The organism is Rubricella aquisinus, from assembly GCF_014199445.1.
GTDB lineage: Bacteria > Pseudomonadota > Alphaproteobacteria > Rhodobacterales > Rhodobacteraceae > Rubricella > Rubricella aquisinus.
Genome location: NZ_JACIJS010000005.1, coordinates 333,805 through 339,925, shown reverse-complemented (window position 1 = coordinate 339,925; position 6,121 = coordinate 333,805). Strand labels below are relative to the sequence as shown.

Here is a 6,121-nt window from a genome sequence, read left to right as displayed (position 1 = left end):
TGGGCCCGCGGGTATTTCTGCACGACCAGCGGGAATGTCACGAATGACCTGGTACTTCAGTACCTCGCGACGCACAGCCCAGATGCTACCGACGTCAGTCGGTAGTGGTTCACTTTCTTCAAATATACCCCGCCGGAGGCACCGCCGCGCCGCAAGGCGCGGCGCCCGGTCCAAAGGGAGGCGGCATATCTTTGATATGGCGGCGACGTGCGGGAGCAGCTTTCCCGTCAAAGCGTCGCGATTGGGATATTTCCTTGGGCTTTTGGCTTTTCCCGGCGCGCTGGGGGCGATACACCACGCTCCAGACGCAGCGACCGAAGAAGGCAGGACATGCGATATATCTCCACCCGTGGGCAGGCGCCCGAACTCAGCTTTGAAGAGGCGATGCTCACCGGTCTTGCCCGGGATGGGGGGCTGTACCTGCCAGAGACATGGCCGACACTCACCCAAGGGGACATCGCCGGGTTTGCGGGCCAGCCCTATGAGGAAGTCGCCTTTCGCGTGATGAAGCCCTTCATCGGGGACACGTTCGACGACGACACCTTCCGCGCCATTCTCGCCCGCGCCTATGCGCCCTTTGGTCATGTGGCCCGCTGCCCTGTCGTGCAATCCGGGCCTAATGAATTCGTGCTCGAATTGCACCACGGCCCGACGCTCGCGTTCAAGGATGTCGCGATGCAGCTTATCGGTCAGATGTTCGAGGTCGCGCTCAAGCGGCGGGGGGAGAGTGTGACCATCGTTGCGGCCACCTCCGGTGACACGGGCTCTGCCGCGATGGAGGCGTTCAAGGGCCTTGATGCCGTCAGCCTTTTCGTCATGTACCCGCATGGCCGCGTGTCCGAGGTGCAGCGGCGGCAGATGACCACTCCGGCAGAGGACAACGTCCATGCGCTCGCCGTTGATGGGGATTTCGACGATTGTCAGGCGCTGGTCAAAGCGATGTTCAATGATTTCGACTTCCGCGATGGAGTGAAACTGGCGGCAGTGAATTCGATCAACTGGGCGCGGGTGCTCGCACAGGTCGTGTATTTCTTCACCTCCGCCGTAGCGCTGGGCGCACCGGGGCGCAAGGTCAGCTTCAGCGTGCCGACCGGCAATTTCGGCGATATTTTCGCGGGATATGTGGCCAAGCGGATGGGCCTGCCGGTGGACCGGCTTTTGATTGCCACCAACCGCAACGACATCCTGCACCGCACTGTCGCCACGGGCGCGCATGTCAAGGAAGGCGTCAGCCCCACGATGTCGCCCTCCATGGACATTCAGGTCAGCTCCAATTTCGAGCGGCTCTTGTTCGACCTTTATGATCGGGAGGGCGCCGCCATTCAGCAGCTTATGGCCGATCTGAACGGCAAGGGCGGCTTCACGCTGTCTCAGGGCGCGCAGGCCCGTCTGCGGGAGGAATTCGACAGCGCGCGCTGTGATGAGGACGAAACGGCCGCGGAAATCAAGCAATCCTTCGCGGAAACCGGCGTGCTGCAATGCCCGCATACCGCCACGGGGATCAAGGCCGCGCGCGACATGCGCGGCAACCCCGCGACGCCGATGGTGATCCTTGCCACTGCGCATCCGGCGAAATTCCCCGCCGCGGTCGAGGCCGCGACCGGCCAGCATCCGCCTTTGCCCCCCCGCATGGCGGACCTATATGAGCGCGAAGAGCGCGTGACCCGCGTGCCAAACGACCTCACCGCCATTCAGACCCTCATCAAGGACCGGATATGACCGTCAACACCACCACGCTCGCCAACGGCTTTCGCATCGTGACCGAGCATATGCCGGGACTGAAATCCGCCTCCCTTGGTATCTGGGTCATGGCCGGCGGGCGGCATGAGCGGATTGAAGAGAACGGCATCGCCCATTTCCTTGAACATATGGCGTTCAAGGGCACAGCGCGGCGATCGTCGCTTGAGATTGCTGAGACGATTGAAAATGTGGGCGGTTATATCAACGCCTATACCAGCCGGGAGATGACCGCCTATTACGCGCGCATCCTGGAGGAAGACGTGGCGCTGGCCTTTGATGTGATCAGCGATATCGTTCTGAACCCCGCCTTTGATCCGCGTGAGATCGAGACGGAGCGGGGCGTGATCCTGTCTGAAATCGGCCAATCGCTCGACACACCGGATGATGTGATTTTCGACTGGTTGCAGGAAGCCTCCTACCCAGAGCAACCCATGGGCCGCACGATCCTAGGCCCGGCGGAGCGGGTGCGCGCCTTTCAAGCGGAGAATTTCCGCGCCTTCACCGCGCGCCATTACCGGCCCGAGCGGTTGATCCTGTCTGCGGCAGGTGCGGTGGATCATGATCAGATCGTGAAACTCGCGGAAGCCGTGTTTGGCGGGCTGACGGCAGGCATTGCCCCGGATGTGACGCCTGCCTCCTTCAAGGGGTCGGAGGCGCGGCATGTCAAATCGCTGGAGCAGGCGCATTTTGCGTTGGCCCTTGAAGGGGCGGGATACCGCGATCCTGCGTTCTATGATGCGCAAGTGCTGGCGATGACGCTTGGCGGGGGCATGTCGTCCCGCCTGTTTCAGGAAGCGCGCGAAAAGCGTGGCCTGTGTTACAGCATCTTCGCGCAAGCGGGGGCTTATGCCGATACGGGCACGATGATGGTTTATTCCGGCACATCGGGGGAGGATGTGGCGGGGCTTGCCGAACTTGTGGTCGATGAGATCCGCCGCGCAGGCGATGGCCTGACCCCGGCAGAGATCGACCGGGCCAAGACGCAGATGAAGGCGGGAATGCTGATGGGGCTGGAAAGCCCGTCGAGCCGGGCAGAACGGCTGGCGCGGATGTTGGGCATCTGGGGGCGAGTGATCCCGCTGGATGAAACCGTGGCCCGGATCGACGCGGTGAATGCCGACACGACACGCGCTTATGCCGAACGGCTGCGGGGCAGCGGACAGGCGGCGATGGCGCTTTATGGCCCGGTAGCGGATGCGCCCGCGCTTGACGCGCTGACCACGCGGCTCGCGGCATAAGGGCGGTTCATGCTCAAAGCAGCGCGCGCCACGGTCGAGATCAGAACAGCGCGGATGCTGCTGCGCCCACCGATCATGGCCGATCATCTGGATTGGGCGCGGGCGCGAAAAGACAACCGCGCCTTTATCGAACCGTGGGAGCCGGTCTGGGCCACGGATCATCTGACGAAGAACGCGTTTCGCAACCGGGTTGCCTGGGCGAAACGGTCGATCCGGGATGGTCGCGCGCTCCCGTTGATGATGCTGCGCCATGACGGGCGGGTGATCGGGGCGATCACGCTCGACAATATCCGCCGCGGGCCTGCCCAGATGGGCACCGTCGGCTATTGGATTACCGAGGAGCACGCGCGGCAGGGCCTGATGACGGAGGCGCTGTCAGCGCTTGTCGATCACGCCTTTCACCGGATGGACCTTAGCCGGATCGAGGCTGCCTGCCTGCCGGAAAACGCGGCCTCCCGCGCGCTGCTGGAACGCTGTGGCTTCAAATATGAGGGGGTTGCGCAAAGCTATCTGCAAATCGCGGGGCGCTGGCGCAACCATGTGCTGTATGCCCAGTTGCGCAATGACCGGCGCGGGCGCACGGACGCTCAATAGCAATGCGCCCGGCGATGAGGCCGGGCGCTTTGTTGGTCAGGCTTCCACAAAATTCAGCGACACGCCGTTGATGCAATGGCGCTTTCCCGTCGGGGCAGGGCCGTCGTCGAAGACATGGCCCAGATGCCCACCGCAGCGGCGGCAATGCACCTCCGTCCGCACCATGAAGAATTTACGGTCCTCGCGGGTGCGCACCGCGTCCTCCTTGGCAGCCCAGAAGCTCGGCCAGCCGGTGCCGCTGTCATATTTCGCCTCCGACGAATAGAGCGGCAATGCGCAGCCCGCGCAATTGAACGAGCCTGCGCGCTTTTCATCGTTGAGCGGGCTGGTAAAGGGCCGCTCCGTCGCCTCTTGCCGCAACACGCGGTAGGCTTCGGGCGAAAGACGCGCCCGCCATTCGGCCTCCGTCAGGGTGAATTCGAAATTACCCTCGGAAGCAGCCCCCTTCATCGTCAGGGCTCCCAAGGCGGCAAGGCTCGCAGAAGCAGTCAGAAAATGGCGGCGGTTCATGTTGTGTCCTTTCAAATCGACAAAAGTGATGTGTGGCCCGCGACCCCCCAGTGCGGGCCACACATCGGCTCTCCCCTCAAGCTAGGGATTAGTTCGCGGGCAGCAACACACGATCGATCACATGAATGACACCATTGGATTGCTTGACGTCCGCGATGGTCACCGTGGCATAGTTGCCCTGCTCATCTTTCAGCCAAACCTGACCGTCCGGCGTGTATTCAGCGGTCAGCGTGCAGCCGCCGACGGTTGGCACAGGATGGGCACCGCCATCATCGTCAATCATGCCCATGATTGCGTCTGACATGGCGTTTGCGGCGACCACATGGCAGGTCAGGATTTTGGTCAGTTGTGGCTTGTTCTCTGGCTTCAGGAGCATCTCCACGGTGCCTGCGGGCAGACGGTCAAATGCTGCGTTGGTTGGGGCGAATACTGTGAAGGGGCCTTCACCCATCAGCGTGTCCACGAGGCCTGCGGCCTGAACGGCGGCGACAAGCGTGGTGTGATCGGCGGAGTTCAAAGCGTTCTCAACGATGTTTTTGGTGGCGAACATCGCTGCACCGCCGACCATCGGGTTGTCTGTCTCGGAATGGCTGGCGGCCAGTGCGCCTCCGGTCATGGCAAGTGCGGTCACGGCTGCGGTGGCAAATTTCGTAAAGGTCATGTCGTTTCTCCTCATTGGTCCTGTTGGTTGGGACATGAGAAGCTACGGGAGGGGTGCTGGATAAGTTTCAGCGAGACCGAAAAAAAATTTCAGACCTCGGATAATGCACCCACGGCAAGCACTTGGCCTGTGGGCGCCCCGGTGGGGGAGCCGCCCGCCGGCTCATCGCTGATCGCGAGGATACCTTCGGTCAGAGCAACAATGGTGAGGGTCAGTGTGCCTTGCGAATCCGTCGGAAGCAGGCCCAGTGACCGTGGCGGCGCATCCCCCACGATCAGCCACAATTCAAGCGCCCGACCATCGGCCGCAGCACCAGACAAACGATTAACGCGTAAGGCCCCTTCCTGCGGATCGTAGAGGGCGGCAACCGTCACGCCCGCCTCGCCGCTGATTTGCGCAACGAGCGTCGGGGCAGGGTTGGTCGGGGCAGGATCGGTGAACGCGATAACGGCCAGAATGGCGGCGGCCGCGACCGCGCCAAAGCTCACCATGCGCCAGAACCCGAGCCGCCCTAATAGGGGTGTCGGCGCGGGAAAGAGGCGCTGTTCAAGCTGGCGGTACACACGCGGCGGCACGGGCTCATCAGGCAGGGTTTCGGCAAGCGGGGTCAGACGCTCTGTCCAGTCCCGCACCTCCGCGCGCAGGGCAGGATCGGTCGCAAGGCGGGCTTCGAACGTGGCGCGCTCCTCCGCGCTCAACACGCCAAGCACATATTCAGCTGCGCCGATTTCCTCATCCTTCTCATCTTGGGTCATCGGGCCATACACTCCTTCAGGCTCAGGAGGGCGCGGCGCAACCATGTGCGCATCGTGTTGAGCGGCACATCATGGCGCGTCGCCAACTCCTGATAGCTGTCGCCATTGAGATAGGCCCCGCGCACGGCTGCGGACTTCTCGGCGTCCAACTCATCAAGGCAAGCAAGCACCCGCTGCTGTTCGGAGCGCGCAATGCTCTGCCGTTCCGGTCCCGGTGTACTGTCGGCAAGGTCATATTGCGTGTCGATATCGTCCGCCGCCGGTTTGCGCTGCCGCAGACGGTCAATGGCGTGATTGCGCGCGATCGCGACCAGCCACGAGATCGGGCTGTATTGCGATGCCGCAAAGCTATCGGCGCGGTGCCAGATTTTGACGTAAACCTCCTGCATACTGTCCTCAGCCTCCCCCCGATCTTTCAAGATACGCAGGATAACGGCAAAGAGTTTCGCGCTGGTCGCCGTATACAGGTCTTCAAACGCGGATCGGTCGCGCAACGCGCAGCGCGCGATCAGGTCAGATATGTCGTCGGGTGTGGTCATGCGACGGCACGTTCCTCAATATGCGTGCCGTACCCTATGTCGCAATCGCGGCCATGTCATTACGAGACTGCGGGCGTATGGAGT

General features: G+C 62.5%; 7 protein-coding genes and 1 pseudogene. 4 read left to right on the top strand and 4 right to left on the bottom strand.

Translation table 11 applies throughout. The features are described 5' to 3' along the window. The 4 genes and pseudogenes from FHS89_RS16480 to FHS89_RS10295 all read left to right on the top strand — a co-directional run. Positions 1 to 105 (top strand): annotated as a pseudogene (locus FHS89_RS16480) (IS200/IS605 family transposase); the annotation flags it as partial. Positions 106 to 330: 225 nt separating this feature from the next. Further along, on the top strand, positions 331 to 1,719 hold the full coding sequence (gene thrC / locus FHS89_RS10305; protein ID WP_184011271.1) for a threonine synthase: 1,389 nt from the start codon (positions 331 to 333) through the stop codon (positions 1,717 to 1,719). Beyond that, complete coding sequence (locus FHS89_RS10300; protein WP_184011269.1) at positions 1,716 to 2,978, top strand: M16 family metallopeptidase; 1,263 nt, start codon at positions 1,716 to 1,718, stop codon at positions 2,976 to 2,978. The genes thrC and FHS89_RS10300 overlap by 4 nt, the downstream gene beginning before the upstream one ends. Before the next feature lie 9 nt (positions 2,979 to 2,987). Next, positions 2,988 to 3,572, top strand: a complete 585-nt coding sequence (locus FHS89_RS10295) for a GNAT family N-acetyltransferase (RefSeq protein WP_184011267.1) — start codon at positions 2,988 to 2,990, stop codon at positions 3,570 to 3,572. 36 nt (positions 3,573 to 3,608) lie between these two features. Here FHS89_RS10295 and msrB read toward each other — a convergent pair whose 3' ends face one another. From msrB to FHS89_RS10275, 4 genes are all read right to left on the bottom strand, one after another. Further along, positions 3,609 to 4,082, bottom strand: coding sequence for a peptide-methionine (R)-S-oxide reductase MsrB (gene msrB, locus FHS89_RS10290; RefSeq protein ID WP_184011265.1), 474 nt, complete (start codon positions 4,080 to 4,082; stop codon positions 3,609 to 3,611). 88 nt (positions 4,083 to 4,170) lie between these two features. Next, complete coding sequence (locus FHS89_RS10285; protein ID WP_184011263.1) at positions 4,171 to 4,743, bottom strand: fasciclin domain-containing protein; 573 nt, start codon at positions 4,741 to 4,743, stop codon at positions 4,171 to 4,173. An 89-nt stretch (positions 4,744 to 4,832) separates the two neighbouring features. Next, a complete protein-coding gene (locus FHS89_RS10280; protein WP_184011261.1) occupies positions 4,833 to 5,498 on the bottom strand; it encodes an anti-sigma factor in 666 nt (221 codons plus the stop codon). Continuing rightward, on the bottom strand, positions 5,495 to 6,037 hold the full coding sequence (locus FHS89_RS10275; protein ID WP_184011259.1) for a sigma-70 family RNA polymerase sigma factor: 543 nt from the start codon (positions 6,035 to 6,037) through the stop codon (positions 5,495 to 5,497). Before FHS89_RS10275 ends, FHS89_RS10280 begins: the two co-directional genes overlap by 4 nt. Between the last annotated feature and the right edge of the window lie 84 nt (positions 6,038 to 6,121).